Origin of the sequence: Pseudomonas viridiflava (assembly GCF_900184295.1) — a bacterium.
GTDB lineage: Bacteria > Pseudomonadota > Gammaproteobacteria > Pseudomonadales > Pseudomonadaceae > Aquipseudomonas > Aquipseudomonas viridiflava.
Genome location: NZ_LT855380.1, coordinates 2438230 through 2464259 on the forward strand (window position 1 = coordinate 2438230; position 26030 = coordinate 2464259).

24 protein-coding genes are annotated in these 26030 nt (G+C 59.8%); 15 read left to right on the forward strand and 9 right to left on the reverse strand.

The annotated features are described in order from the left end of the window. Positions 1–62: 62 nt before the first annotated feature. From CFBP1590_RS11290 to CFBP1590_RS11300, 3 genes are all read right to left on the reverse strand, one after another. Positions 63–548, reverse strand: coding sequence for a flavin reductase family protein (locus CFBP1590_RS11290; RefSeq protein ID WP_004886439.1), 486 nt, complete (start codon positions 546–548; stop codon positions 63–65). 191 nt (positions 549–739) lie between these two features. Continuing rightward, the gene (locus tag CFBP1590_RS11295) at positions 740–1075 is read right to left on the reverse strand and encodes a hypothetical protein (RefSeq protein ID WP_058431581.1); all 336 of its coding nucleotides are present in this window, start codon (positions 1073–1075) and stop codon (positions 740–742) included. Positions 1076–1230: 155 nt separating this feature from the next. Then, positions 1231–1671: a YqaA family protein gene (locus CFBP1590_RS11300; protein ID WP_058431582.1), complete on the reverse strand. Its 441-nt coding sequence runs from the start codon at positions 1669–1671 to the stop codon at positions 1231–1233. Positions 1672–1938: 267 nt separating this feature from the next. Here CFBP1590_RS11300 and sfnG point away from each other — a divergent pair, with 267 nt between their 5' ends. Beyond that, entirely contained in the window at positions 1939–3045 is a 1107-nt protein-coding gene (gene sfnG, locus CFBP1590_RS11305; RefSeq protein ID WP_029243524.1) for a dimethylsulfone monooxygenase SfnG, read from the forward strand. Positions 3046–3329: 284 nt separating this feature from the next. After that, the gene (locus CFBP1590_RS11310; protein WP_029243523.1) at positions 3330–4922 is read left to right on the forward strand and encodes a sensor domain-containing diguanylate cyclase; all 1593 of its coding nucleotides are present in this window, start codon (positions 3330–3332) and stop codon (positions 4920–4922) included. On the opposite strand, the gene CFBP1590_RS11315 is transcribed toward CFBP1590_RS11310, so the two are convergent. After that, a complete protein-coding gene (locus CFBP1590_RS11315) occupies positions 4898–8047 on the reverse strand; it encodes a multidrug efflux RND transporter permease subunit (RefSeq protein WP_088235023.1) in 3150 nt (1049 codons plus the stop codon). The genes CFBP1590_RS11310 and CFBP1590_RS11315 overlap by 25 nt on opposite strands. A gap of 33 nt (positions 8048–8080) precedes the next feature. After that, on the reverse strand, positions 8081–9241 hold the full coding sequence (locus CFBP1590_RS11320; RefSeq protein ID WP_032652123.1) for an efflux RND transporter periplasmic adaptor subunit: 1161 nt from the start codon (positions 9239–9241) through the stop codon (positions 8081–8083). A 180-nt stretch (positions 9242–9421) separates the two neighbouring features. On the opposite strand from CFBP1590_RS11320, the gene CFBP1590_RS11325 reads away from it, so the two are divergent. The 9 genes from CFBP1590_RS11325 to CFBP1590_RS11365 all read left to right on the forward strand — a co-directional run bounded on the left by CFBP1590_RS11325 (position 9422) and on the right by CFBP1590_RS11365 (position 17215). Next, on the forward strand, positions 9422–9976 hold the full coding sequence (locus tag CFBP1590_RS11325; protein ID WP_088235024.1) for a TetR/AcrR family transcriptional regulator: 555 nt from the start codon (positions 9422–9424) through the stop codon (positions 9974–9976). A 361-nt stretch (positions 9977–10337) separates the two neighbouring features. Then, a complete protein-coding gene (locus CFBP1590_RS11330) occupies positions 10338–10706 on the forward strand; it encodes a hypothetical protein (protein ID WP_088235025.1) in 369 nt (122 codons plus the stop codon). A gap of 123 nt (positions 10707–10829) precedes the next feature. Beyond that, on the forward strand, positions 10830–11435 hold the full coding sequence (locus CFBP1590_RS11335) for an SCO family protein (protein WP_004886461.1): 606 nt from the start codon (positions 10830–10832) through the stop codon (positions 11433–11435). After that, positions 11429–11923 carry a copper chaperone PCu(A)C gene (locus tag CFBP1590_RS11340; RefSeq protein WP_179302826.1) on the forward strand — a complete coding sequence of 165 codons (495 nt, stop codon included), beginning with the start codon at positions 11429–11431 and terminating at the stop codon, positions 11921–11923. The genes CFBP1590_RS11335 and CFBP1590_RS11340 overlap by 7 nt, the downstream gene beginning before the upstream one ends. Before the next feature lie 89 nt (positions 11924–12012). Then, positions 12013–12195 (forward strand): hypothetical protein, encoded by a 183-nt coding sequence (locus CFBP1590_RS11345; RefSeq protein WP_058431586.1) that lies wholly within the window; start codon positions 12013–12015, stop codon positions 12193–12195. 310 nt (positions 12196–12505) lie between these two features. Beyond that, entirely contained in the window at positions 12506–13324 is an 819-nt protein-coding gene (locus CFBP1590_RS11350; protein WP_088235027.1) for an energy transducer TonB, read from the forward strand. Between the two features lie 84 nt (positions 13325–13408). Then, positions 13409–14131, forward strand: coding sequence for a MotA/TolQ/ExbB proton channel family protein (locus CFBP1590_RS11355; RefSeq protein WP_088235028.1), 723 nt, complete (start codon positions 13409–13411; stop codon positions 14129–14131). Position 14132: 1 nt separating this feature from the next. Continuing rightward, positions 14133–14534 (forward strand): ExbD/TolR family protein, encoded by a 402-nt coding sequence (locus CFBP1590_RS11360; RefSeq protein WP_029243516.1) that lies wholly within the window; start codon positions 14133–14135, stop codon positions 14532–14534. A 278-nt stretch (positions 14535–14812) separates the two neighbouring features. Then, on the forward strand, positions 14813–17215 hold the full coding sequence (locus CFBP1590_RS11365) for a TonB-dependent receptor plug domain-containing protein (RefSeq protein WP_088235029.1): 2403 nt from the start codon (positions 14813–14815) through the stop codon (positions 17213–17215). A 68-nt stretch (positions 17216–17283) separates the two neighbouring features. Here CFBP1590_RS11365 and CFBP1590_RS11370 read toward each other — a convergent pair whose 3' ends face one another. Then, a complete protein-coding gene (locus CFBP1590_RS11370) occupies positions 17284–18585 on the reverse strand; it encodes an Nramp family divalent metal transporter (protein ID WP_004886481.1) in 1302 nt (433 codons plus the stop codon). A gap of 348 nt (positions 18586–18933) precedes the next feature. Between CFBP1590_RS11370 and CFBP1590_RS11375 the strand changes: the two genes are divergently transcribed. Next, a complete protein-coding gene (locus tag CFBP1590_RS11375; RefSeq protein ID WP_088235030.1) occupies positions 18934–19680 on the forward strand; it encodes a carbon-nitrogen hydrolase family protein in 747 nt (248 codons plus the stop codon). On the opposite strand, the gene CFBP1590_RS11380 is transcribed toward CFBP1590_RS11375, so the two are convergent. From CFBP1590_RS11380 to CFBP1590_RS11390, 3 genes are all read right to left on the reverse strand, one after another. Beyond that, positions 19667–20947, reverse strand: a complete 1281-nt coding sequence (locus tag CFBP1590_RS11380; RefSeq protein WP_231991861.1) for an MFS transporter — start codon at positions 20945–20947, stop codon at positions 19667–19669. The two genes, CFBP1590_RS11375 and CFBP1590_RS11380, sit on opposite strands and share 14 nt — an antisense overlap. Before the next feature lie 105 nt (positions 20948–21052). After that, positions 21053–21235, reverse strand: a complete 183-nt coding sequence (locus tag CFBP1590_RS11385; RefSeq protein WP_088235032.1) for a DUF1289 domain-containing protein — start codon at positions 21233–21235, stop codon at positions 21053–21055. 3 nt (positions 21236–21238) lie between these two features. Beyond that, a complete protein-coding gene (locus CFBP1590_RS11390) occupies positions 21239–21610 on the reverse strand; it encodes a hypothetical protein (protein ID WP_088235033.1) in 372 nt (123 codons plus the stop codon). Between the two features lie 185 nt (positions 21611–21795). Between CFBP1590_RS11390 and CFBP1590_RS11395 the strand changes: the two genes are divergently transcribed. The 3 genes from CFBP1590_RS11395 (at position 21796) to CFBP1590_RS28695 (ending at position 26029) form a co-directional block, all read left to right on the forward strand. After that, complete coding sequence (locus CFBP1590_RS11395; protein WP_004886495.1) at positions 21796–22887, forward strand: SMP-30/gluconolactonase/LRE family protein; 1092 nt, start codon at positions 21796–21798, stop codon at positions 22885–22887. A gap of 122 nt (positions 22888–23009) precedes the next feature. Next, the gene (locus CFBP1590_RS11400) at positions 23010–23843 is read left to right on the forward strand and encodes a DUF1206 domain-containing protein (protein WP_004886498.1); all 834 of its coding nucleotides are present in this window, start codon (positions 23010–23012) and stop codon (positions 23841–23843) included. A gap of 200 nt (positions 23844–24043) precedes the next feature. Continuing rightward, positions 24044–26029, forward strand: coding sequence for a methyl-accepting chemotaxis protein (locus CFBP1590_RS28695; RefSeq protein ID WP_088235034.1), 1986 nt, complete (start codon positions 24044–24046; stop codon positions 26027–26029). Position 26030: the final 1 nt, after the last annotated feature.

Below are 26030 nucleotides of genomic sequence, written 5' to 3' on the forward strand. Positions count from 1 at the left end.
AGAGCGGGGCGCCTGCTAGGTCGGCACCCGTATTATCAAATGGGTGGGAAGAGTGAAGTCACTCAGGCCAGAGCAGGCAACGTGCTCATCTTGCCGCGGCAGTACACCATCGGGTCGACAGGCTGTTGCGGCTGAATCAGGTTCTTGATCGCGCCGACCATGATCGCGTGATCGCCACCTTCGTACTCGCGCCACAGTTCGCACTCGATGATCGCCGTGGCGTTGTTCAACAGTGGATTACCCAGTTCGCTCAGTGTCCACTCGATGCCTTCGGCTTTCAGCTTGCCTTTGCGGGCGAACGCGTAGGCTTCTTCCTGCTGGCCGCCGGAAAGCAGGTGGATGGCGAAGCGTTTGCTTTTGATCAGCGTCGCGTAGGAGTCGGAGCTGTAGTTGGGGCAGAACAGGACCAGCGGCGGGTCCATCGACAAGGAGCTGAATGCGCTGGCGGTCAGGCCGACGACTTCGCCGTCTTCATTGAGCGTGGTAATGACGGTAACGCCCGACGGAAAGGAGCCCATGACGTTCTTGTAGTCAGTTGCGTCGATCATTTGCTACCTCTGCACGGTGTGCCGACAGTTTCATATTGTTGTCTGTCTGATGGTATACCGTAATACTTCAGGTGCAAGTATTTTTTGTGTATTGCGCGCGCAGGCGATCGCGCAGCACTTGTTCAAAGCGCTGCGGTGTCTGGTCAGCAAGGGGTGTTCTCTGGTTTCAGAGAGGGGTGTGGCGGAGCGTCTCAGCTACAGGCTTCGGTCTGAATGTACTGCGCAGTCGAGTCGCGAATCACAGGTCCCATGCCGCTGACAGCATGAGCGCTTTCCATGATTTCAAGCGTCTCGCCTGTGCCGACCAGGTTGACCGTATGGTTGTCGCAGTTGTAGACGCGTTTGGAATAGATCACGCCGAGCAGGCTTTCGCGTTTGGTCACCACGACGCGATGCGTCATCGTCCCGCTTTTGTCCACCAGCGCGTGCTGCGCTGCAGGATCAATCGGAACCGCGATGGGTTTTGCTTCTGCATGTGCGGAAACGGCGGGGATCATGAGGATCAAAAACCAGGCATGAAATTTCATCGGTGCTCCTGCGGACGAATACGACTTCATTGGATCCAAAAGTACGCTGACCGAAGCGTGCTGGATAGCCAGTGGCCATGCCTTCCGTCGGGTTTGGATCCGGTTGCCGATGAGCGGTGTGTTTCAGTACCGTCTGTCACCCTTTGAGGCCGGGTTCAGCCAATCGCGTGAGTGACCAGTGCCGCCACCACCAGGTAACGCGCGCCCTTGGCCACTGTGACGATCAGCACAAAGCGCCACAGCGGCTCGCGCAGAACGCCCGCGATCAGCGTCAGTGGATCGCCGATGAGAGGCACCCAGCTCAGAAGCAGTGACCAGTAGCCGTATTTCAGGTAGAAGCGCTGGGCTTTTTCCAGTTGCGCTTCACTGGCCGGAAACCAGCGCTTGTGGCGCAGTCGGATGATGGAACGGCCCAGCAGCCAGTTCAGGATCGAGCCCAGTACGTTGCCCAGCGTGGCTACCCAGAGCAGCACCACGGCCGGATAGGCCTGGCTGAGCAGCATGCCGGCCAGCACGGTTTCCGACTGCATGGGCAGCAGCGTCGCCGCACCCAGTGCTGCCATGAACAGACCGAAGTAGCTTGAGAGTTCGAACATCACTTGCAGCCTTGCGTGCGGGAATCGTCGCAGATGGAGCGGGCGCATTGTGTTGCAGGCCACGGCCTTAGACAAGGCACAGACTGTTGCCTGGGCAACACCCACTCAACACCTTGCAGGGCTGCCGACAGCTGGCGTGTTCCATCAGGCTGTCCAACTTGTTGATTCGGTTCGATATGTTGCAGTGGCACGGTTGCTGCTCTGTTGCTGTTCATCAAGCCCGCTCGATTCGTGTGTCCGGGACCCTGAAGCCAGAGGAGTAACGATATGAGTCAGACCCCTATCAAATTTGCGTACTGGGTGCCGAACGTCAGCGGCGGCCTGGTGGTGAGCAAGATCGAACAGCGCACCAGCTGGACCATCGACTACAACCGTAAGCTGGCGCAGATCGCCGAGAAGTCCGGTTTTGAATACGCCCTGACCCAGATTCGCTTCACGGCCGGTTACGGCGCCGAATACCAGCACGAGTCGGTCGCGTTCAGTCATGCACTGCTGGCGGCCACAGACAAGCTCAAGGTCATCGCCGCGATTCTGCCCGGCCCCTGGACGCCTTCCGTGGTTGCCAAGCAGCTGGCGACCATCGACCAGCTCACGGCAGGCCGCGTGGCAGTCAACATTGTCAGCGGCTGGTTCAAGGGCGAGTTCACTGCCATTGGCGAGCCCTGGCTGGAGCATGACGAGCGTTATCGCCGTTCGGAAGAGTTCATCCGTGCACTCAAGGGCATCTGGACCACCGATAATTTCACCTTCAAGGGCGATTTCTATCGCTTCCACGATTACACCCTCAAGCCCAAGCCCATCCAGCGTCCGCACCCGGAAATCTTTCAGGGCGGCAGCTCCAGAGCGGCACGTGACATGGCTGCCCGTGTGTCGGACTGGTATTTCACCAACGGCAACACTCTGGAGGGCATCAAGGCGCAGGTCGACGATATTCGTGCCAAGGCGGCTGCCAACGGGCACTCCGTGAAAATCGGTGTCAACGCGTTCATCATTGCCCGTGACACCGAAGAAGAAGCCCGTGCCGTGCTGTCCGAAATCGTCGACAAGGCAGACCCGGAAGCGGTCAATGCCTTTGGTGATGCCGCGAAACAGGCGGGCAAGGCAAGTCCGGAGGGCGAGGGTAACTGGGCGAAGTCCACTTTCCAGGACCTTGTCCAGTACAACGACGGTTTCAAGACCAACCTGATCGGTACGCCCCGGCAGATTGCCGAGCGTATCGTGGCGCTCAAGGCGGTCGGTGTGGATCTGGTGCTGTCCGCATTCCTACATTTCCAGGAAGAAGTCGCCTATTTCGGCGAACACGTCCTGCCGCTGGTGCGTGAGCTGGAAGCCGAAGCCGTGCGTGCGCCCGCGCAGACTGCCGCCATCGCCTGATCGCCCCGAACTGTCTCGCAACAATCCCGCCTTATCGCCGTGAGCCGAAGCGCTCACGGCCCTTCAAAAATAAATCCTCGACAGTGATCCAATCTCCAGGTCCTCGCGTATGTTGAGCCCTGTTTGATCTGCGATTACACGTCATCCAATCGCAAAAATTGACAGCGGGCGCTGAAGCTCAGGCCCATGTGTGCCGATAAGTAACTATCGGTGTGTCCGGACACTGATACTCGGATTTCGTGCAGGTCGGTTGCGCGAGCTCTCATTTGCCGCGGAGGCAGGTTTTGAAACGCGATCTCAGACTTGCCTCCTGGCTGATCTGTACGACATGTGTTTGTGTCGTATTGCTCATGGCCTGGCAGACCTGGACGGCACGCCAGAAGACCTTCGAAAACATCCAGACCAACAGCGCAAACCTGGCCAGCGCGCTGAGTACTTATACCGACGGCATTTTCAAGCAGAGCGAGGTGATGCTTCTCGGCCTGACCGAACGCGTTGAAAAAGAAGGTGCCGGGCCTGACCAGATCGAGCGCCTGCGCTCGATCATCGCCCGGCAGATGGGCGCATTGCCGCAGATCAGCAGCGTGTCGCTGTACAACGCCGAAGGGATCTGCACCTTCTCCACCAATGGCAACGCCGTCGGCATCAACAGCACAAACCGCGAGTTCTACAGGCACCATGTCGAGAACCCCGGACGTGCGTCTTTCATAGGGCCGACCATCCGCAGTCGCGCAAACGGCCAGTGGGTGATTTCTGTGAGTCGGCGGATCAATCATCCTGACGGCGGTTTCGCGGGCCTGATGGTGGTAACCATTGGTATCGACCACCTGCTTAAGTTCTATTCAGACATTCAGGTCGGGAATTCAGGTGTCATCAGCCTGACGACTTCGGAAGGGCGATTGCACGTCAGGTTTCCCTATCGAGAAGGGGACATTGGTCGTGACCTGTCCTCCACACCCATCTTCAGCCTCTTTTCCGATAAAAAGTCTGGCTATGTCGATTTCGTTTCAAGGCTCGACGGCGTTCCTCGTTTCTACGCCTTCCAGCGCAGCAACGTATATCCTCTGGTGACGGTGGTTGCGCTGGGCCAACAGGAAGCCATGCATGCCTGGCTGGTACAGGCCAAACAGTCATTGCTGCTGGTTATGGTGCTGCTGGTACTGGTAGTCGGTCTCGGCGTGCGTCTGATCGTGCACATTCACAGCCGCATCCGGGTCGAGGAGCAACTGCGACTGTCCCAGGCCGCCCTGATCGAACTCAACCAGAATCTCGAACTGATCGCCTCCGAAGACAAATTGACCGGGCTGGCCAATCGTCGTCGTTTCGATCAGTTCATAGACATCGAATTCAAGCGCGCCCGCCGCGAGCGCGGCGTGTTGTCACTGATCCTGATCGACGCCGACCATTTCAAGCGCTACAACGACCATTTCGGCCATCTGGCAGGCGATGAATGCCTGGTTGCCATCAGCCGGCTGGTCGAGCAGTGCATTCGCCGACCTGGGGATATTGCCGCGCGTTATGGCGGAGAGGAAATTGCCGTGGTGCTGCCAAGTACCGATGAGGCGAACGCCTGCAAGGTGGCCGAGGCGATCCTGCGAAAGCTTCAGGAACAGCGCATCGAACACCCGCAAAGCCCGTTTGAAATCGTCACCGTCAGCCTGGGCGTTGCCACATTCGTCGGTACTGATCGGCATATGGATCAGCGCGGGCTGATCCAGTTGGCCGACCGGGCGCTGTATGCCGCCAAATCCCAGGGACGCAACCGGGTCAGCGTGGCCTCCGAGATCGTCACCGATACGGTTCCCGCCTGGACCCAGGGCCATCATCCAACAGATGATGGCGCGCTTGTGGCTCAGTCCCCCGATACCTTGTCCTGACCCGGATTGTCGTCGACGACTTGCTGATGAGGCTTGCGGCGCAGTACCGACAGCACCCAGACGAAGAAGATCGGCACCAGCACCACGCCCAGCAGCGTCGCACTGAGCATGCCGCCGATCACCCCGGTGCCGATGGCCCGCTGACTCGCAGCGCCTGCACCGGTCGCGAGCGTCAGCGGCACGACACCCAGAATGAACGCCAGCGAGGTCATGACAATGGGCCGGAAGCGCAGACGCGCGGCTTCCATCGCAGCATCACGCAGAGAGTGGCCCTGTTCCCACAACTCCTTGGCGAACTCGACGATCAGAATGGCGTTCTTCGCCGCCAGACCAATGATGGTGATCAGGCCGACCTTGAAATACACGTCGTTCGGCAGGCCCACCGCCGTGACGGCCAGCACTGCACCCAGCGCACCTACAGGCACGATCAGCATCACCACCAGCGGGATGGCCCAGCTCTCGTACAGTGCGACCAGCAACAGAAACACCACCAGCAGCGCCAGGGCGAACAGCCCGGTTGCCTGACCGCTGGCAACCTTTTCCTGATAGGACAGGCCGGTCCACTCATAACCGATGCCCGGCGGCAGTTGCGAGACGATGCGCTCGATTTCAGCCATTGCCTCGCCAGTACTGACACCCGGCGGAGCGTCGCCCGAGATCTTGAACGCCGGGTAGCCGTTGTAACGGGCAATCTGCACCGGGCCTTCTTCCCAATGTGTCGACACGAATGCGCCGAGGGGAACCAGCGTGCCGCTGCTATTAGGCACATACAGCTGAAGCACGCTCTCAGGCGTCATCCGTGCGCCTTGCTCGGCCTGCACCACCACGCGTTGCTGGCGGCCGGCGTTGGCGAAATCGCTGATCACCGAAGAGCCGAATGCAGTCGCCAGCGCACTGCTGATCGATTCGAAACTGACCCCCATGGTGCGGGCCTTCTCGCGGTCAATGTTCAGGCGCAATTGCGGTGCTTCTGCAAGACCTTCCATCATGGCGTAAAGAATTTTCGGGTTGCCGTTGGCCTTGCCCAACAGTTCGTTGCGCGCTGCCAGCAGGGCTTCACGGCCCAGTCCGGCGCGATCCTGAAGGCGCAGGGCGAAACCGCCTGAGGTGCCGAGGCCTTCAATGGGCGGTGGCGTGACCGCCATGACCGTACCATCGCTGAGACCGGCGAAATGCTGGTTGAACGCCGCCGCTTCGTCCGCTGCCGATTGTCCGTCGCCGCGCTCCGACCAGTCCTTGAGGGTAGGGAAGGCCAGACCGGCGTTTTCGCCCATGCCGGAGAAACTGAAGCCCAGCAGCATGGTGACCGCGTCTGTCGTTTCCCGGGACAGCATGTAATCTTCCAGCAGCTTCGCCGTGGCATCGGTCCGCAGACGGGTCGCGCCTGGCGGCAACTGCACATCGATGATCAGGTAACCCTGATCTTCCACGGGCACGAACGACTCGGGCAGACGCAGGTAAAAGAAACCCAGCAGCCCGACGATGCCGACGTACAGCAGCATGTAGCGGCCAGCACGTTTGATCAGGCTGGAGTTGACCCGATCGTAACGGTCGGTGAGTTTGCCGAACAGACGGTTGAAGCCGCCGAAGAAACCGCGCTTCTCGGTATGACCCTTGGGGATCGGTTTGAGCAGCGTGGCGCACAGGGCTGGCGTAAAGGTCAGGGCGAGGAACCCCGAAAACAGAATCGACACGGCCAGCGACAGCGAGAACTGCTGGTAGATAACCCCGACCGAGCCGCCCATGAACGCCAGTGGCAGGAACACCGCTGCCAGTACCAGAGTGATGCCCAGAATCGCGCCAGACACCTGTCCCATGGCCTTGACGGTGGCGGCGGGCGGGGAGAGGCCTTCTTCGGCCATGATCCGTTCGACGTTTTCGACCACCACAATGGCGTCGTCCACCAGAATGCCGATGGCCAGCACCATGCCGAACATGGTCATCATGTTCACCGAGAAACCCAGCACGTACATGATCGCCAGCGTACCGGCCAGACAGACCGGTACCACGATGGTCGGAATCAACGTGTAACGGATGTTCTGCAGGAACAGGAACATCACCATGAACACCAGCACCATGGCTTCGATCAGGGTGTAGATCACCTTGTCGATGGCCACGTCCACGAAACGCGAGGTGTCGTAAGGAATCGAGTACTCGACGCCTTCCGGGAAGTTGACCGACAGCTCGTCGAGGCGCTGCTTGACGGCCTTCACGGTCTGGATGGCATTGGCGCCGGGCGACAGCTGAATAGCACCGGCCACGGCGCGTTTGCCATCCAGTCTCGATTCGAAGTTGTAATCCTGACTGCCGACGGCCAGCCGGGCGACGTCTTCCAGATGGACGGTGGAGCCGTCCTGATTGGCGCGCAGCACAATGCGTCCGAATTCTTCCGGATTATCCAGCGTGCCTTTCACCGCGAGGGTCGCGGTCAGCTCCTGCAGGGATGAACCCGGTGTGCTGCCGAAACTGCCGGCGGGCACCTGAACGTTCTGGGCGCGGATCGCGGCGTTGACGTCATCGATCGACAGGCCGTAGCCCACCAGTTTCTGTGGATCGATCCAGACGCGCATGGCCGCTTCGGCGGCGAAGAACTGCAGCCTGCCGACACCGTTCACCCGACTGATCTCGTTGTTGACGTTGCGCGCCGCGTAGTCGGCCAGCGCCACCGTGTCCTTGTTGGCCGTGTCACCGGTATAGCTCAGGGCAAAGATCATCAGGAACCCGGAACTGGCTTGCTCGACCTGCAAGCCCTGACTCAGCACAGGCTGCGGCAGACGGGCTTCGGCTTTCTTGATCCGGTTCTGGACTTCAACCTGAGCCATGTCCGGATTGGTGCCCGGATTGAAGGTGACGTTGATCTCGGCGGAGCCAGTCGAGTTGCTGGTCGACTCGTAGTACAGCATGCCCTTGGCGCCGTTGAGCTCGTCTTCGATTACGCTGGTGACCGAATCGACCAGCACCTTCGCCGAAGCGCCAGGGTAGGTGGCGGTGATGGTGATCTGCGGCGGCGCGACCACGGGGTATTGCGCTACAGGCAAGGCGGGCAGGGCCATCAGCCCCGCCAGCAGGATGAACAGGGCAAGCACCCAGGCAAAATTGGGCCGCCGGATAAAGAACAGGGACATGGAAGGTGATCCTCGATCGCGCTGAAGGCGGCTTTACTGAGCCTTGGCCTGCTGTTGGGCGGGTTGCGATTTGGGGACGACCTTGTCACCCGGGTTGATGCCGGTCATGTTGCCGACAATGACCTGCTCATCGGCCTTCAGGCCTTCGGTGATCTGCCAGCGCGAGTCCTGCATTGCGCCTGTCTTGACGGGGCGGGCCTCGACCGCGCCGTCCTGGCCGATCACCAGCACGCGAGCCGTGCCGTCGCCGGAACGCTGTACAGCGCGCTGCGGCACGAGAATGGCGTTGGCATTGACGCTTTGTGGCGTGCGTACCCGCACATACATGCCGGGAAGCAGCACGCCTTGAGGGTTGGCGAAGCGTGCGCGCAACAGCACTTGCCCGGTGGTGCGATCCACTTCGACGTCGGTAAACAGCAGCGTGCCGGTGCTGGTGTAATCGGTACCGTCGATGCTCAGGGACAATGCATCTTCACCGCCCTTGGGCAGGCGACCTTCCTGAATGGCGGCGCGCATGTGCAGTGCATCGGCGACGGGCTGGGTGAAGTCGACAAACACCGGTTCCAGTTGCTGGATGGTCGCCATCAGCGTGGTTTCCGCCTGGCCCACCAATGCACCCTCGGTGACCAGAGCCCGGCCGATGCGGCCCGAAATCGGTGCCCTGACCGTCGCAAAACCCAGGTTCAGCTGTGCTGTTTCCACGTCAGCCTGAGCCGAGCGTTTGGCAGCGACAGCGTTTTGCAGCGTGGCGCGGGCGGTGTCGTAGGTCTGGCGGCTGACCGCCTCGATTTCCACCAGCGATTCATAGCGTTTGACCGTGGCCCGGGCTTCGAACAGCGTGGCTTCGGTTCTGGCCAGATCGCCTTGCGCCTTTGACAGGGCGGCCTTGAATGGCGCCGGGTCGATCTGGAACAGTACGGCGCCGGCCTTTACATCGGCGCCTTCCTCGAAATTGCGGGTCAGCACGATGCCGGCAACGCGGGCACGCACCTGAGCGACGCGGACCGGTTCGACGCGTCCGGGCAGCTCGTTGATGACCGTGAGGGATTCGGTTTTCACCGCCACCGACTCGACCTGTCGGGGAGCAGTTGCGGCGCTCTGGTCCTGCTGGGGCTTCTGCTCGCAACCGGCGAGAACCGCCGCAGACAGCAGCGTAACCATCGACAACCTACGCCAGTCGCGCAATGTACTCATATCTCACCCGGGCATGGCCCATCAGACGCTAAAGCCGCGAATGATCTACGCTGTAATCAGATGAGTCAATATTGACTCACGTGATACTTTCGTGACCAAATGTTAATGGCTTTTGTGAAAACAGGCTGTCTTCTGCACAATGCGCGCCGCATTCCACCCGAAGAGGTAAAAAAGCAACCAATGGACTTGACCGCTGCTGATGAAAAGCTTTTGAAAGCCCTTGCCGTTGCGCTGGTAGACCATCCTGCCGGCACGCTCAAGGACATTGCCCAGGCGGCCGGTGTGAGCAAGGCAACGCTCAACCGGTTCTGCGGCACCCGCGCCAACCTGATTGAAATGCTGCTCAATCATGCCTCGGACCTGATGAATCAGATGATCGCCGAGGCTGATCTGGAGCACGCGCCTCATGTCGAAGCGCTGCAACGTCTGGTCGACAACCACCTCATTCATCGTGAAATGCTGGTGTTTCTGGTCTTTCAATGGCGTCCGGACACCATGGACGAAAGCTGTGGCGGACGTCGTTGGTTACCGTATTCCGATGCGCTGGATGCCTTCTTTCTACGTGGCCAGCGGGAAGGGCTGTTCAGAATCGATATGAGCGCTGCGGTGCTTACTGAAACCTTCGCTTCGTTGTTGTTCGGTCTGGTCGATGCCGAACGGCGCGGGCGGGTGGCGCGCGCCGGGATGGGGGCGATGTTGATTCAACTGTTCATGCACGGTGCCCGCGTCGGCTGATGGATTGTGGGAGGCGCCACCACGTCTTCGACGTAGCGCTGTCGCGCAGCAAACACCGGGCGTCGTGGGAGCGGACTTGTCCGCGAATGCAGTATTTCAGCCACTGCATATTTGTCGGATGTACCGCCTTTTCGCGGACAAACGGAACGCCGCCCGGTCCGCTCCCACAAAATCTCATTTCTTCAGTGGTTTACAGGTTGTTTGATAAGAGCGACTCCAGAATGGAGCAGTGGTAAGCGTGCCTGTGCCGTTTTGTCGCACCCTCACTGCAGCCCGCAGCAGCACGGCTCGCGCTCCAGCACGTTTTTTGTAACAGCATTCGCGGTGTTCGCCAGCACCCTTGAGTGTTAAATTCGCCGCCATGAATTTCGTCCGAACCCACCGCTCGCTCATCGCCTGGATGCTGTACGGCTTCGTCCTGTTCAATGGCGTTGCGTGCGGTTTCGGTCATGGGCAGATGCTGTCGGCCATTTCGTCGGTTTCAGCGGACGATATCTGCGGTGATGTCGGCGCTTCTTTTCCTTCGATGGACAAGGGCAGCCATGCCCTTGTCATGCAACTGGCCACGTTCGATTGCGCCTTTGCCGGCAAGCTGACCCTCGCGCTGCTGTTCTTCATTGGCCTGGGATGGCTGGCGCGTACCCTGAATGTCAGGCTGCGTCTGCCTCAAGGCCTGCTACATCAAGCCCCTCGCCAGGCGTCCCCAGGTTGCCTGCCGCAAGCGCCTTGAGCCTGTAAGCCTATGCTCATCGTTTGTGGTCAGGCATCAACGCTGTTGAGCCTGCCGGTTTACGGGAACGACAGCTGGCTTCAATACCAGTGGTCGCGCCTTATCCTTCAAGGGACGTAATACATGACGCAGAATTTCACCCGCCGCGAGGTCGTCTCCGGCCTCTCGCTGCTCAGCCTTGGCCTGCTGGCCGGTTGCGGCAATTCCAATGCCTTGCCGTTCAAGCACGGCAAGGACATGAGCAATGAAATCGTCGGTCGCAACTTCCGGCTCAAGGACCCGAAAGGCGAGGTCAAGACGCTGTCGAGCTTTCGTGGCCTGATGCCGATGGTCTTCTTCGGTTTCACCCAGTGTCCAGCCATCTGCCCCACAGCGCTTGCCCGCGCTGCGCAGATCAGAAAGCTGATGGGCGAGGACGGCAAGACCTTTCAGGTGGTGTTCATCACCCTTGACCCGGAGCGCGACACGCCCGAAGTGATCGATGCCTACGTGAAGGCGTTCGATCCGACCTTCGTCGCCCTGTCCGGAACACTTGAAGAAACTGCTGCCACGGCGAAAGAGTTCGGTGTGTTCTTCGAAAAGGTCCCGCTTGGCGATACCTATACGATCTCACACACCGCCACCAGCTATGTCTATGACACCCGTGGTGTGCTGCGTCTGGGCCTGTCGCACAAGTTGTCTGCCCAGCAATGCGCCGAAGATCTGCTCACTTTGATGGAAGTATGTTGATGAATACGCTGATTCGTAACGCCGTAAAACCGATGCTGCTGGCTGTCTCGCTGCTGGGGCTGAGTGCTCATGCGTTTGCCGAGACACGGGTTGATGATGCCTGGGTACGCGCCACTGTGCCGGGTCAGCCTGCAACCGGTGCATTCATGCACATCACCGCAAGCGAGGACAGCAAGCTGGTGGACGTCGCTTCGCCCGTGGCCAAGACCGTTCAGATCCATCAGATGAGCATGAAAAACGATGTGATGAACATGGGGCAGGTGGCCTCCGTGGACCTGCCGGCGGGCAAGACCGTGGCGCTCGATGCCGACGGTTATCACGTGATGTTCATGGGGCTGCTGGCGCAGGTCAAAGAGGGCGATCAGGTGCCGTTGACCCTGACCGTGGAAAACGCCAAGGGTGTGAAGGAGTCGATCAAGGTGACAGCGGTGGCCAGGTCCTTGACCGCTGACGCACACAGCGGTCATGGCGATCACAGCGGGCATTGATCTGTCGGCCGAGCGGCCCGCACAGACGGGTCGCTCAGGAGTAAGGTAGGCGGGGCATCACGATATTTCTCTTGCTACTGGAGGTGAATATGAGTGCTCCCATGCTTTCCAAAACCCAGATCAACGGCTATCAACTGATCAGCGTCAACCGCGGTCCCTGGACCGTGTGTACCCCTAAAGACCGACTTGCCTCATTCAACACCCGACAGGAAGCCATGGCGTACGCGGCTTCCCTGCCAGTTCGTGACTGGGGCAAGTCGCGTCCGGCTTGATGTGGAAAGCCCTCGTTCTGCAAGCTTCTGAGCGGACGCCAACTGTGGGAGGCGGCTTGCCGGCGATGCGTTTTTTCAGGCAGCCCAGCATTGACTGACTTGACGCCATCGCTGGCAAGCCGCCTCCCACGGTCTTTGTACCGATTCCGCCTATCCAGTTTATATCTCTTAAAAGAATAACCAGCGAACCAAATATTCTTTTAAGGAGCAAGCACCTTTAAGCCATGATTGCCTTGCCACACCAACTTTGGAAAGGTGACTGATACCAACAGAACCTGGATTTTTTATAAAAAAATACAGGAGCGTATCAATGGGCAATGTCCAGACCGCCGCCAGCGCACTTGATGTGCCATGGCGCCAGACGCCGAATGGCGACCTGGTTGATCTGGGGCGTCCCTTTCGTGGCCCCTTGTCATCGGCGCGACTGCACAGCAATCCCAAACCTGTTCTCGGGCGCCGGGAAGCCATCCTGCTGGGCGTGTTTGCGCTCGTGTTGCACGGCGCGGTGATCTACTGGCTGAGTCAAAAGCCGACGCCCGCGTTACCGGTGGTGCCGCCGGAAATTCCGCCGATGACCATCGAATTTTCAAGGTCTGCACCGCCGGTGCAGGCACCGCCGCCGCCACCCGAGCCTGTCGTACAGCCTGTAACCGAGCCGCCGCCTCCGGTCGAGGATGAGCTGGCCGTCAAGCCGCCACCGCCCAAGCCGATACCCAAGCCAAAGCCGCAACCGCCCAAACCGGTCGTGAAGCCGGTCGCGAAACCCGTGGAGTCCACGCCTGCGCCGCCTGTGCCCGCGCCGCCAGTCGCAGCACCTGCACCTCCAGCGCCGCCCGCGCCAAAACCCGTCACGCCAGCTTCGGCCAGTGCCGGTTATCTACGCAATCCTGCACCGGAATACCCCTCGCTGGCCATGCGTCGCGGGTGGGAAGGGACCGTGATGTTGCGGGTACACGTGCTGGCCAGCGGCAAACCCGGTGAAATCCAGATTCAGAAAAGCAGCGGCCGCGAGTCGCTCGACGACGCCGCACTGGCTGCCGTGAAACGCTGGAGCTTCGTTCCGGCCAAGCAGGGTGATGTCGCCCAGGATGGCTGGGTCAGCGTGCCCATCGACTTCAAGATCAACTAAATCCACGTATTCGATTGACCGTGCGGGCTACCTGACAAAAGGCGCATCGCGACACCCCATGCCTTGTTCAGAGAGAGCTGCGCCATGAACCTACTTGCTTCGCCGTTTGAATCCATCGAACACGCCGTCATCTGGCTGCTGGTGATCTTTTCGGTCGCTACCTGGGGCCTGGCCCTGCTTAAAGGCGTGCAGTTCTCACGCCTCAAGGCTCAGGATCGCGCATTTCACAAGCAGTTCTGGGCCGCGTCGAGCCTGGATTCCGCCGCGCAGCTGGCCAATGAAAAGCCGGGCGCTGCCGCCCGCGTAGCGCTCGCCGGTTACGCCGCCATCCAGGTCAACGAGGCTGTGCAGCCCCACGACCTGAGCCAGTCCATCAATCATCAGGACCGACTGGAACGCTCGTTGCGTCAGCAGATTATGCGCGAGCGTCGATCGCTGGAAAACGGTCTGGCGATTGTCGCCAGTATCGGCAGCACGTCGCCCTTCATCGGCCTGTTCGGTACGGTCTGGGGCATCATGTCGGCGCTCAAGGGGATCAGTGCCGCAGGCTCCGCAAGCCTTGAAACCGTGGCAGGCCCTATCGGTGCTGCACTGGTGGCAACGGGCGTCGGTATTGCGGTCGCCGTGCCTGCGGTGCTCGTTTACAACTACTACCTGCGCCGTCTGAAGCTGACGGTTGCCGATCTCGATGACTTTGCCCACGACTTCTACAGCCTGGCGCAGAAGAGTGCCTTCCGGGTGCTGCTGCATCCGGTGCTCAAGTCAAGTGCAAACGGCACTGGGCAAAAAGTGAAGGAGGCTTCCTGACATGGCCTTTTCCACTCAGGACAGCGATGAAGTGCTGAGCGAGATCAATGTCACGCCGTTGGTGGACGTGATGCTGGTACTGCTGGTGGTGTTCATCGTCACCGCGCCGCTGCTCACCAACTCGATTCCGATCAACCTGCCCAAGACCGAATCCGTTGCTCCGGTGGAGCAAAAAGACCCGTTGGTGGTGAGCATCGACGGGCAGGGCAAGCTGTTCATCAACAAGGATGAAATCCAGCCGGACCTGCTGGAAACCAACCTCAAGGCCGCCAGGGAAAAAGCGCCGGATGTGCGCGTGCAACTGCAGGCCGACGACGGTGTGAACTACGGCGAGGTGGCGCGTGCCATGGCGTCCATCGAGCGCGCCGGGATTACCAAACTGTCGGTGATCACCGCCAGATAGGCGCAGTCAGGCTCGGAACAGTCACCTTTTGGGGCCGCATTCTCAGGCAGATGCGGCCTCTTTTTTATGCGTCATCGGGCACCTTTCAATTAGACAAAAAGGCAGCAGCTTATGCGTTATTGGTATTTAAAACCTGATATTTAATGGCGCTAAGCTATAACGCATCGGTCCACCGGAACATCAAATAAAACCGTCATGATCGCCACCGTCCACCGCACGGATCGCTCGTTGTCACCAGAACACGATGTTCTGGATAAGGGAATTCAAGGGGTTGCGGTATGGGGAGTTTCAAACGAAAAGTGCTGGCCACGGCGATTTTCTCGGCAAATCTGCTGGGCGCTGCAGGTGTCAGCACGGTCGCGAAGGCTGAAGAAACTGTTGAGGACAACGCGCAGGCGCAAACCTCGACTCTGGGCACCGTCATCGTCACCGGTACTCGAGCACAGGAACGTACCGCCAGCGGATCACTATCGCCTATCGACGTGATTTCCGGCGACAGCTTGCGCAGTTCCGGTTCAAGCGAACTAGGCACGGTGCTGGCACGCCTGATTCCTTCTATCAATTTTCCACGGCCCAGTCTGGTGGACGGTGCCGAGCTGGCCCGGCCAGCCCAGTTGCGCGGTCTTTCGCCTGATCAGGTACTGGTACTGGTCAACGGCAAGCGTCGTCACACATCGGCCTTCGTCAATCTGGGTGGCGCGGTGGGGCGAGGCTCGGCGCCTGCGGACCTGAACGCCATTGCGCTGTCCGCTATCGATCACATCGAAGTGCTGCGTGACGGAGCTTCGGCCCGTTATGGCTCGGATGCCATTGCCGGAGTGATCAACATCATCCTCAAGAATGCCGACCACGGCGGTGCGGTCTCGACCCGTTATGGTCAGTACAAGAAGGGCGATGGCATTCAGCGGCAAGTTGCGGGCAATACCGGTTTTGCGCTGGGCAGCAACGGTTTTTTCAATCTGTCCGGCGAGGGTGCCAACGACGATTACACCAACCGGGCCGGCGACGACCTGCGTGCGTCCAGCATCGGATCGACGACTTACGGTCAGCGCGTTTTTCGTCAGGGCGAGCCGGAAACCGAAGAGGGCAAGGTCCAGTTCAACACCGAATACAGTTTCAGTGACGCGCTGGAGTTCTACAGCTTCGGTGGCTACAGCAAGCGGCGGGGTGAAACCGCTGCGTTTTATCGACCCAGCAATGCGTCGAACAACAACCCGGCCATTTTTCCCAATGGTTACCTGCCGCTGATCCACGGCACGCTGGAAGACACGTCGCTGGTCGCGGGTTTGCGCGGTGAGCTGGCGGATGACTGGCATTACGACCTGTCGGCCAACTACGGCAAGAACAGCTACGAGATTCGTACCCGGACCATCAATACGTCGCTGGGTCTGACCACGCCACGCTCGTTCGACAACGGCACGCTGACCAACGATCAGAAACAACTGAGCCTGGACCTGTCGCGGGAATTCAATGCGGCATGGCTGCCGTATCCGGTGTCGGTAGCATTCGGCGCCGAGTATCTGCGGCAGGGTTATCAAATCGAAGCAGGGCAGGCCGAGTCTTATTTTCAGACAGGCAGTTCCGGGCTGGGCGGATTCCGGGCGGCCGATGCGGGCAGCGCTTCACGCCACAATTTTGCGCAGTATCTGGATGTTGAAACCAACCTGACCGAGAAGCTCGGCGTGTCGGCGGCAGTGCGCCACGAGGATTACAGCGACTTCGGTTCCAACATCAGTGGCTCGGTATCGGCACGCTACGATTTCACCCCGCAAGTCGCCCTGCGTGGCAGTGTATCCACCGGTTTCCGCGCGCCGTCACTGGCCCAGCAGAATTTCACCTTCACCTCGTCGCAACTGATCGGCAACACCATTCAGGAAGCCGGTACGTTTCCGGCCGGCAGCAACGTTGCGCAACTGCTCGGCGCCGAAGACTTGAAAGCAGAGAAGTCCCGCAACTACAGCCTGGGGCTGGTGCTGGAGCCGCTGGACAACCTGACCGTTACGGCCGACGTGTACCGCATCGACATTCGCGACCGGATCTCGCTGTCGTCCAATCTTGTGCTCAACAACACCGCGATCAACTACCTGCGCAACAATGGCGTGGGCGACATCAATTACACCAGTGCCCGCTACTTCACCAACGCCACCGACACCAGCACCGACGGCATCGATCTTGTGGCTAACTATCGCTATCAGTTCGATAACGGCGTGCGCTGGAACAGCACGGTCGGCTACAACTACAACCACACCAAAGTCACCGATGTAAAAGCCAATCCGGCGATACTCGATCAACTGGGCGTGAACCTGGTGCGGGTTGATCGTCGCGAACGTATCGGTCTGCTGGGCGATACCACGCCGCAGCACAAGCTCAGTCTGGGTAACGACTTCACGTTCGGGCCGTGGGCGCTGCACTCCAATCTGGTCCGTTACGGGGAATTCACCAGCTATCAGGCAGACAAGGTCAACGATCAGACCTTCAGTGCAGCCTGGCTTCTGGATCTCGCCGTGGATTACACGCACAAGAATTGGGTGTTCACCCTGGGAGGGGATAACGTGACAGACAAATACCCTGAAAAGCTCAACGACTTTGCGTCGAGTGGCGGCAACCTGGCGTACAGCACCTATTCGCCTTATGGCTACAGCGGGGCGTTCTATTACGGGAAGGTGGCGTACAACTGGTAACGGAAGGAACGCAACGCAGATTCAGGCGCAGTGAGCCGGGCAGCTCACCGCGCCTGATCATGATCAGATTACGCCAGCAGCTCGGTTCCCAGCTGGAACGCTACCCACAACGCCAGACCCGTGGCGAAGGTCAGCGCAATGTTCTCGAACAGGTTGTTGCGGTATTCCTTGGCCAGCAGGGATTTCTGGTTGGACATGATCAGCAGGCCCAGCGAGATGATCGGCAGGCCGACAATGTTCAGCGCGTTGACGCCCAGGGTCAGGGTCACGAAATCCGGCATGCCTGGCAGCGACCAGATCAGTGGGGTCACCAGAATGAACAGCATGAACCACTTGTGCATCGGATCACGGTGAAACTCTTTGCCGTAGCGTGTGCGGCGTTCGGGACGGATGTGCTGGAACGCGTCGGTGATGAGCATCGGGAACGCCGTGGTCTTGCCGGAAATACTGGCGAACAGCGTGGCGAACACGCCGATGAAGAAGATGTACCAGCCCAGCGGACCGAAGAACAGTTCCAGCGCCTTGCCCAGATCGCCCAGCGTGTTCACCTGAATGCCGTTGGGACGCAGAATCTCGACGCCCACCACCCAGATCGCCAGGTTGATGACGATGCCGACGATGACCGCGAACAGCAGGTCGTTGCGCTGAATGCGTTTGTGTTGCGGACCGATCCAGCCCTTTTCACGCATCACGTAAGGGTGAACGAAGTTGGCAATGGAACCGGCGACTGCACCGATGACCGACACCGCGACCAGCAGCGCGCCATGCACGCCTTCATCGGGCGGAATGCTGAAACCGATAGTGCCTTTGATGATGCCGGTGACATCCGGACCGGACATGATCGCCAGGGTCAGAAAGGCCAGCGTCATGATCGCCAGCAGCACTTTCATCACGCCTTCGATCATCGCGTAGATGTTGCGTCCCACCAGCAACCACACTGCAATCACCACCGCGACCGAACAGAGCAGCGGCTGGTTGATGTGCAGCAACATCGCCAGCGCCTCACCGGCACCCTTGATCATGTAGGCGTTGATCAAATGGCCCATCAACAACGCGTACGCGAGCATGAACCAGGCGAAGAACGGATGCAGTTGCGCGTAGCCCTGCAGGATGGTCATGCCTTGGTTATTGCAGAGCTGGAAGCGGGCAATGATGTTGACGATCAGAAACCTGAGCAGCAGCGAAATCGCCAGCACCCACATCATCGCGTACCCGTAACTCGCACCGGCAACCGAAGAGGTAATTAGATCGCCCGCGCCGAGCCAGGACAATACGGCGATGATGCCGGGTCCCAACAGCTTGGCGAGCTTTTTCAAGCGGGGTTCTGCGACGGACGTTGCCTTTTCTTCAATCGAAGGGGTGCCAGGCATGTGTCGAATCTCCATTGTTATTGTAGTGAGATGAAAGACAGTCGCAGATAAGATAAGACGTCGTACAACATGCGTGGGGATTCAAATGTAACTTGTTGTGAATGCAGGTCGCTCCTGCGTTCTGCGTCCCATCTGAAATGCATAGCGCAGCACAAATGTGACGCGGAGCGTCACGGGCGGCATGCCCACGCGGAGCGATGGGCACGATCATCAGTGTTTGACAGACTCTGATCGTTACCACGCTCCGCGTGGTAATGCCTCTCAGGACGCTCTGCGTCCGGTCTATAGTTCGCGCACAATGCCGCAGACAGAACCCCGACCTGCACGATCAACCAACAGAGAGCCGTCATGCCCCCGATCTTCGCCGCCGCGCAATTCCATTCTGAACGTGGCCAGGTTGCGCGCAATCTCGAGGGGCATCTGACCTTCATGCGCCGCGCCGCAGACCAAGGTGCCGAGTACCTGCTGTTCCCCGAACTGTCCCTGACCGGCTACGAGCCGGACATCGCCCGTGAACTGGCGGTCGCCCCTGAAGACGACCGTCTGGAGCCCATCCGCTCACTGGCAATGCAACTGAATCTGGCAACCACCGTTGGCATCCCGTTGAAGGAGCCCAACGGCACTGTCCACATCGGCGCGCTGACCTTCACCGCGGAGGGCGAGGTCATTGCGTACGCCAAGCAATACCTGCACCCCGGCGAGGACGCGGTGTTCAGTGCCGGATCGAAAGACTGTTTTCTGCCATTGGGGCAACAACGGATAGGCCTGTGCGTCTGCGCCGATTTCAGTCATCCCGAGCATGTTCAGCGCATGGCTGACGGCAAGGCGTGGGTGTACGCAGCGAGCGTGCTGATCTCACCCGGCGGTTACGAGAAGGATGCTGCGCTGCTGCAGGGGCACGCCCGGCGCCATGGACTGCCTGTCCTGATGGCTAACCACGGCGGACCTACTGGCGGTTGGGAATCGGCCGGTCGCAGCGGTTTGTGGGATGAAGAGGGCGTCTGGATCGGCGGTCTGGAAGGCACCGGAAATGGACTGGTGATCGCGACCTGCCAGCCGCAAGGCTGGCAGGTGCAAGTGATCAGGCTGGCGTGACAGAGGTCATCGCGTCAGGGTCGGAATCGGTCGGGCCTTTTCCATCGGACCCTTGCTCAGCCTGAGCGAGGGTTTCCGGCACGGCGAACCACAGCAGGCAGAACGCCGCCGCCGCCACCCCGGCGAGGGTCAGGAACGCGGCACTGTAACCCGCCGAGTGCACCACGAAACCTGCCAGGCTGTTGCTCAGCGCAGCCCCGAGACCAAACATCGTCGACAGCGCGCCCAGGCTGACGTTGAAGCGTCCGGTGCCTTGGGTCAGGTCTTTGACCATCAATGGGAACAGCGCGCCGAACAGGCCCGCACCGATGCCGTCGAGCATCTGTACTGCGACCAGCCAGTAGGGGTCATCAGACAACGTGTAGAGCACGCCGCGAATCGGCAGAATCAGAAAGCCTGCCATCAACAAGGGCTTACGACCCCATACATCTGCTTTCATGCCCACCAGCAAAGCCGCGGGGACCATGACCAATTGAGCGGCAACGATGCAGGCCGAGGTCAGCGGCGTTGCCATCTGCATGTTGATCTGCGAAAGCTTCTGGCTCACCAGCGGCAGCATCGCGGCGTTGGCCAAGTGGAAAAGGGCGCAGCAGATGCCGAACAACAGCAGCGGCTTGTTGCTCAGCAAAGCCTTCAGGCCCGACGGCGCACCGTCATGCACCTTATGACTGGCGTCGAAACCTCGAGCCACATCATGGTCGATCGCATCGGCGGAAACGAAGCTGACGGCAAGGATACTGGCCAGCGCCATGGCCGCCATCAGATAGAACACCGCCACAGGACCGAACAGGTAAGCGAAACCACCCGCCAGCAGCGCCGCGCAGGCATTGCCGGCGTGGTTGAAGGTTTCATTGCGCCCGGTGCGTCGGGTGAAGGCGCGCGGTCCGGTAATGCCCAGCGAAATGGCGGCGATGGCCGGCGCGAAAACGGACGCAGCGACGCTGCTCAGCGCCTGGGTCAGCGCCACCAGCGTGAAGGACGAGGTGAACGGCAAAACAAGGCAACTCAAGGTTACGAGTAACGCGGCAGCAGCAATGATCGCGCGCTTGTACTTCGTTCGGTCGATCAGGGCTCCGGCGGGTGTCTGGGTCACGAGCCCGGCAATACCGGCAATGGTCATCACCACGCCGATGCTGGCCGGGTCCCATTTGTGTACCGCCAACAGGTAAATGGCGAGGTAGGGACCCAGTCCGTCGCGCACGTCGGCGAGGAAAAAGTTCAGGCTGTCCAGGGAGAGGGTATTGCGGCGATCTGCATGACTGGCCAAGGCGAGCATTCTCGTAATTCGTCAGACTCCAACCCACCGAGCCACGAGAAATACAGACCTGAGCCGTTTTAAAGAAGTTTCAGCATGTTTCATGAATTAGCGGTGTCAGACAGTCTTTTTCTGCAGGCTCTTCATGCGCTGAGTGGCGCGTTGTACGGCAGCCATTTTCTCCGGACGCTTCATGCGCTTCCATTTGCGAATGTCATCCTTGGTCCGGCCGCAGCTGACGCACAGATCACCGCTGAGCTGGCACACGGAAATGCGGGGGTTTTCGATGTCCTTGGCCATGGGTCAACCTCGTCTGGCGTACTTACGTGAAAGTCGAAGCTCCCAATTGCCGCCGTTTTCGCGCAGGCACTGTTCTTCGCTGTCGAAGTGTACGTGCCTAGCCAGTGTCTTCAGCGTGATATCGACTTCGTCCAGCGCCTCGGCGGTCAACTGGATCATGCGTTGATCCAACCCCTGGCTCAATGCCTGATCTTTCGCTGCCATGGTGTCGAATGCCCAGATCACCTGAAGACTGGCCGGGAAGTTCGCATAATCAACTTCGTGGGTCAGCCAACAAAAGCCCGGAATCTCCGATTTTGCCGTTTCGCAGGACCGCGTCAGTGCGGCAATCAAACTGCGCTCTGTCTGCGCCTGTTCACGTTTGCTCGACGGCATGACTGAAGCCCTCAAAGAAATGAGATGAATAAAGGCGCAGCACGATACCTGATTGTGGTTTCAAGCCCCAGCCTGTTCATTGTCGAATGCACATCGCACTTGAGCGATCTTAACGCTGTCCTACTGTCTGGGCATCGTCAACAAAGCGCGATGTCACTCTTCTAACAATAAATAAGGACGCACCCATGGATTTTTCTCAAGCAGGTACCGCTACCGATCAGGGCCGCAGGGGATTTCTGAAAAAGTCGCTGGCGGTCTCGGCGACCGTTGCAGCCATTGGCGCATTGCCGCGATTTTCTCTCGCCGAGCCACTCACCCAGCGCTACCCCGATCCTTTGGTCGGCATATTGGATGACAGCTTCATGGACCTGCGCATCTTCAATGCCAGCGTCGAAAAGCTCGCGACCGGCATGCGCTGGGCCGAAGGTCCGGTATGGATTGGCGATGGTCGCTACCTGCTGGTCAGCGACATTGCCAATAACCGAATCATGCGCTGGGATGAGGTTTCCGGGAGTTTCTCGGTGTATCGCGAGCACTCGAATTTTTCCAACGGCATGTGCCGTGATCGTCAAGGGCGTCTGCTGGTGTGCGAAGGGTCATTCACCACCCGCGAAGGGCGGCGTGTCACACGCACCGAATACAACGGACGCATCACCGTGCTGGCCGACAGTTTCGAAGGCAAGCCTTTCAATTCGCCGAACGACATCGTCTGCAAGCGCGACGGCTCGATCTGGTTCACTGACCCGATGTTCCAGGCCAACAGCGACTATGAAGGCCACAAGGTGCCTCAGTCCCAGCCTTTCGGTGTGTATCGCATCGATCCCGCCGACGGCAAGGTCAGCCGGGTGATCGATGATCTGGCCGGGCCGAACGGGCTGTGTTTTGCGCCGGACGAGAAAACCCTCTATGTCGTCGAAGGTCGCGCCAAGCCGAACGGCATCATCTGGGCCATTGCCGTGAACGATGACGGCACGCTCGGCGCGCGCCGCAAGCACGTCGAGGGTGCGGATTACGCCGCCATCGACGGCATCAAGTGCGACGAGAACGGGAACCTGTGGTGCGGCTGGGGTGGTAATGGCAATCCCCAGGCCGATCTTGAAAAGCTCGACGGAGTGCGGGTGTTCAATCCGCAGGGCAAGGCCATCGGTCACATCACGCTTCCGGAACGTTGCGCCAACGTCTGTTTCGGCGGGCGGGAAGGCAACCGGTTGTTCATGGCGAGCAGCCATTCGCTGTATTCACTGTTTGTGAACGCTCGGGGCGCGACCTTCGCCTGAGGCAGCCTTAAAGTGGCAGAGCGATTCATTTCGCTCTGCACCTCAATTGCTTCGAAATTGCTTCGAACCCCTGGAGTGGTCACGGGTCTGTTCGTGTATCACTCTTTTCAGGGAAGGTCCTTATGTCTGCGCAACGCAGCCTTGTCATGCTTGCACGAGGCGGTTACGCCGCTCGTGGTGTTGTCTATCTGATCATCGGTCTGTTCGCCGTACTGGCGGCGCAGGGTTCCTCGCAACCCGCAGACAGCCATAGCAGCCTTGAAGCCTTGTTGAGTCAGCCGTTCGGTAACGTGCTGGTCGGGATTGTCGTGGTCGGCCTGCTCGCATTCGCCGCCTGGCGTGTGCTGCAAGCGACCCGCGATGTCGATCATCATGGGCGCGAACTCAAGGGACTGGTGATTCGTGGTGGTCTCTTGGTCGGCGGTTTCACCTATGGCGCGCTGGCGTTCTTCGCCGCAGGCCTGTTGATCAGCGGTCTGAAAAGCTCCGGTGGTTCGGGTGGCGGCCAGACGCAGGATCTGCTGCAATCGATCCTGTCCTGGGATCACTCCAATCTGCTCGTTTACGTGGTGGCGCTGGTGCCGCTGGCACTGGGCATCGTGCACATCATCAAGGGCTACAAGGCGTCGTTCGAAAAGTATTTCGAGGCCGACGAAGACGTCATGCGCTACGTTCGTCCTGTCTCGCGCTTCGGTCTGATTGCCAGGGGCGTGGCCTTCATCGAGATCGCGGTATTGCTTGCCGTGAGCGGTTCCAGCTATCAGGCAATGCATCCTCCGGGCATGAAAGATGCGCTCAACGGTCTGCAGGACCTGCCAGCCGGCGGACTGGTGCTGCTGATCGTGGCGCTCGGGCTGATTGCCTTTTCGGTGTACAGCTTTGCCCAGGCGGCGTGGCGTCGCATCAACATGGATGTTCCCGATGCACCTGAAGCGGTTGCGCGACACTTTCGCTGAGCGTTATCAGGGCAGATCAGGGCAGCGCCTGAGGCGACATCGGGCGCTCCCTGAGCAACATGAAATAGTGTGAACCCTTCCTCAAGTCGCCTATTCCCCAGCCGACACCCTCTTTTGAGCTCCGACCCATTTGCGTGTCGACGTCCCCGGCGTTCCCGCGCAAGGCATCCGGTGCACCATAAAAACAAAAGAGGACAGCCATGACCATTCTTCAGCGAGTGATTGGTGGGTTTGCCGTGCTGGTTGTGCTGTTGCTCGCCATGGTGAGTATCAGTTATCAGAGCACCCATTCGATAAGCGAGCGGCTGACCGTGATCACAGGTCAATCGGCACCGTTGAGCCGTGCAGCGAGCGAGCTGTATGTTCACGTTCTGCGCGCCAACCAGGCGCTGCTGGGCGTGCTGGTCAGCAACGACCCCAAGCAGATCGATGACGGCAAGCAGCCGTTCAACGACAGCATGGCGCGTTTCAATCAGTTGCTCGACAGCACGCCAGCCTACATCGGCGACCGCGCCGGGCTGCGCGACAATCTGGCACAGGAGAAGCAGCTCAGCGCGGCCTATGCCGAGCAGGCGCAGACCCTGATCGCCAGTCATCGTCAACACGTCATCCAGATGCTGCAGACCCGTGTCCTGCAGGGCTACAGCAGCAGCCAGAGCGTCCAGTTGACCAGTTACCTGCGTGACTACATTGCCCGCGAGCGCACGACCGGCTCGGCCGACAACGTCGCCGCAGCCGAGAAGTTGCTGCTGGAAGTGGGCAAGTCCTACGAAGGTCTGGCCGCGCACGCTGCGACGCCCGACATGCAAACCCTGCAGCGCCTGCTCAATCTTCAGGACGAAGTGATCAGCACCCGAGCCCGTGAGCTGACCGCAGTCGATCCTCGCGCAGGCCGCATTGCCGGGGTGATGGTCAACCGTCTGCTCAATGACCTGACCGGCGCTGATGGCGTCTATCAGGCCTATCGTCAGGAAGCGGCGCTGGCCGATCAGGTCGGCAAGCAGCGCCAGGCCGCCGAAGCACGTCTTCAGGCCACACTGGACAAGATCGGCGAATTCGGCAACCAGTCGCTGGCGGTTGCCAACGAGGCCAAGGAGGGTGCTGACTCGACGATCGCCACCAGCCTGAGCCTGCTGCTGGTTGCCTGCATTCTGGCGGTGCTGGCGGCGGTCGTGATCGGCACCTGGGTGGCCTTCAGCCTGCGTCGCCCGCTGGCGGCATTCCGCGAGGTACTGAAAACCCTGAGCACAGGCGACATGCGCGTGCGGTTCGATGTCAGCCGCAAGGACGAGTTCGGCGAGCTGGGTGGCTACCTGAACGAGTTCACCCAGTCCCTGCAACAGACCTTCCGCGAGCTGATCGGCTCCGCCGATACCCTGGCGTTGACCGCCAGCAACAACGCGCAGATCAGCGAGCAGACCACGCGGGTGGTCGATGAGCAGAAGGATCGTCTGCACTCGGCTGCTTCGGCCATGAACGAAATGGAAAGCACAGTCGAGGAAGTCGCCCGGCGTGCCCAGGACACCCGCAGTGCGGTGGACAGCACCAGCGAACTGACCGAAAAGGTTCAGCAGCGAGTGGCTGAAACCATCGTCAACATTCGCCAGCAGGCCGAGCAGGTCAACAAGGCGTCGGCAGTGACCGATGAGTTGCAGAAATACGGCCAGAACATCGACGGCATTGTCGATGCGATTCGCACCATCGCCGAACAGACCAACCTGCTGGCGCTCAACGCCGCCATTGAGGCTGCGCGGGCGGGTGAGCAGGGTCGCGGGTTTGCGGTGGTCGCCGATGAAGTCAGGTCGCTTGCAAGCCGCACCCAGACGTCCACCAGCGAAATCCAGGAAATGATCGGCCAGATGCAGAGCAAGATTCATTCTGCGGTGCAGGTCATGAACGAAAGCCAGATCCAGTCCAATCATTGCGTCACGCTGGCGTCCGGCGCGGATGAGCTGTTGCAGGAGATGAGCGAGGCGGTGGGCACCATTCGCGACATGAACATCCAGATTGCCGCCGCCACCGAAGAGCAGAGCGCGACGGTGCAGGAAACCAGCCGCATGGTCACGCACATCAACGACTCAGCCCAGCAGGCCGCAGACGGTGCCGAGCAATCGGCCAGCAGCAGCCAGGACTTGTCGAAAATGGCCAGGGATCAGCGCGAGCTGCTCCATCATTTCAGCGTTTGAT

Coding starts and splice junctions, on each gene's coding strand:
- CFBP1590_RS11290 (WP_004886439.1), bottom strand. CDS start 548: ATGATCGACGCAACTGACTACAAGAACGTCATGGGCTCCTTTCCGTCG.
- CFBP1590_RS11295 (WP_058431581.1), bottom strand. CDS start 1,075: ATGAAATTTCATGCCTGGTTTTTGATCCTCATGATCCCCGCCGTTTCC.
- CFBP1590_RS11300 (WP_058431582.1), bottom strand. CDS start 1,671: ATGTTCGAACTCTCAAGCTACTTCGGTCTGTTCATGGCAGCACTGGGT.
- sfnG (WP_029243524.1), top strand. CDS start 1,939: ATGAGTCAGACCCCTATCAAATTTGCGTACTGGGTGCCGAACGTCAGC.
- CFBP1590_RS11315 (WP_088235023.1), bottom strand. CDS start 8,047: ATGTCCCTGTTCTTTATCCGGCGGCCCAATTTTGCCTGGGTGCTTGCC.
- CFBP1590_RS11320 (WP_032652123.1), bottom strand. CDS start 9,241: ATGAGTACATTGCGCGACTGGCGTAGGTTGTCGATGGTTACGCTGCTG.
- CFBP1590_RS11325 (WP_088235024.1), top strand. CDS start 9,422: ATGGACTTGACCGCTGCTGATGAAAAGCTTTTGAAAGCCCTTGCCGTT.
- CFBP1590_RS11330 (WP_088235025.1), top strand. CDS start 10,338: ATGAATTTCGTCCGAACCCACCGCTCGCTCATCGCCTGGATGCTGTAC.
- CFBP1590_RS11335 (WP_004886461.1), top strand. CDS start 10,830: ATGACGCAGAATTTCACCCGCCGCGAGGTCGTCTCCGGCCTCTCGCTG.
- CFBP1590_RS11340 (WP_179302826.1), top strand. CDS start 11,429: ATGTTGATGAATACGCTGATTCGTAACGCCGTAAAACCGATGCTGCTG.
- CFBP1590_RS11345 (WP_058431586.1), top strand. CDS start 12,013: ATGAGTGCTCCCATGCTTTCCAAAACCCAGATCAACGGCTATCAACTG.
- CFBP1590_RS11350 (WP_088235027.1), top strand. CDS start 12,506: ATGGGCAATGTCCAGACCGCCGCCAGCGCACTTGATGTGCCATGGCGC.
- CFBP1590_RS11355 (WP_088235028.1), top strand. CDS start 13,409: ATGAACCTACTTGCTTCGCCGTTTGAATCCATCGAACACGCCGTCATC.
- CFBP1590_RS11360 (WP_029243516.1), top strand. CDS start 14,133: ATGGCCTTTTCCACTCAGGACAGCGATGAAGTGCTGAGCGAGATCAAT.
- CFBP1590_RS11365 (WP_088235029.1), top strand. CDS start 14,813: ATGGGGAGTTTCAAACGAAAAGTGCTGGCCACGGCGATTTTCTCGGCA.
- CFBP1590_RS11370 (WP_004886481.1), bottom strand. CDS start 18,585: ATGCCTGGCACCCCTTCGATTGAAGAAAAGGCAACGTCCGTCGCAGAA.
- CFBP1590_RS11375 (WP_088235030.1), top strand. CDS start 18,934: ATGCCCCCGATCTTCGCCGCCGCGCAATTCCATTCTGAACGTGGCCAG.
- CFBP1590_RS11385 (WP_088235032.1), bottom strand. CDS start 21,235: ATGGCCAAGGACATCGAAAACCCCCGCATTTCCGTGTGCCAGCTCAGC.
- CFBP1590_RS11390 (WP_088235033.1), bottom strand. CDS start 21,610: ATGCCGTCGAGCAAACGTGAACAGGCGCAGACAGAGCGCAGTTTGATT.
- CFBP1590_RS11395 (WP_004886495.1), top strand. CDS start 21,796: ATGGATTTTTCTCAAGCAGGTACCGCTACCGATCAGGGCCGCAGGGGA.
- CFBP1590_RS11400 (WP_004886498.1), top strand. CDS start 23,010: ATGTCTGCGCAACGCAGCCTTGTCATGCTTGCACGAGGCGGTTACGCC.
- CFBP1590_RS28695 (WP_088235034.1), top strand. CDS start 24,044: ATGACCATTCTTCAGCGAGTGATTGGTGGGTTTGCCGTGCTGGTTGTG.